Raw genomic sequence first — 227 nt, forward strand, 5'->3', positions numbered from 1 at the left:
CGAAGCCCAGCGCGCCGCCGCCTGCGTGCTGGCGCACGTGGTCGCCGGCCGCACCCCGGTGGCGCTGGCGGCCAACGACCGCGCCCTCACGCGCCGCATCGCCGCGCACCTGGCCGGCTGCGGCGTCGCGCTGCGCGACGAGAGCGGGTGGACGCTTTCCACCACGCGGGCCGCTGCGCAGCTGATGGCGACGCTCAGGGCCTGCGCCCGGGACGCGTCCGCCGACG

Annotated in this window: 1 protein-coding gene; it reads left to right on the plus strand. The window is 79.7% G+C overall.

Annotation, left to right across the window (positions count from 1 at the left end):
• The coding region (locus VTU_RS30490; protein ID WP_010110833.1) for a hypothetical protein at positions 1–227 on the plus strand (227 nt) is incomplete at both ends.

It is taken from the genome of Verminephrobacter aporrectodeae subsp. tuberculatae At4, assembly GCF_000193225.1.
Taxonomy (GTDB): domain Bacteria; phylum Pseudomonadota; class Gammaproteobacteria; order Burkholderiales; family Burkholderiaceae_C; genus Acidovorax; species Acidovorax aporrectodeae.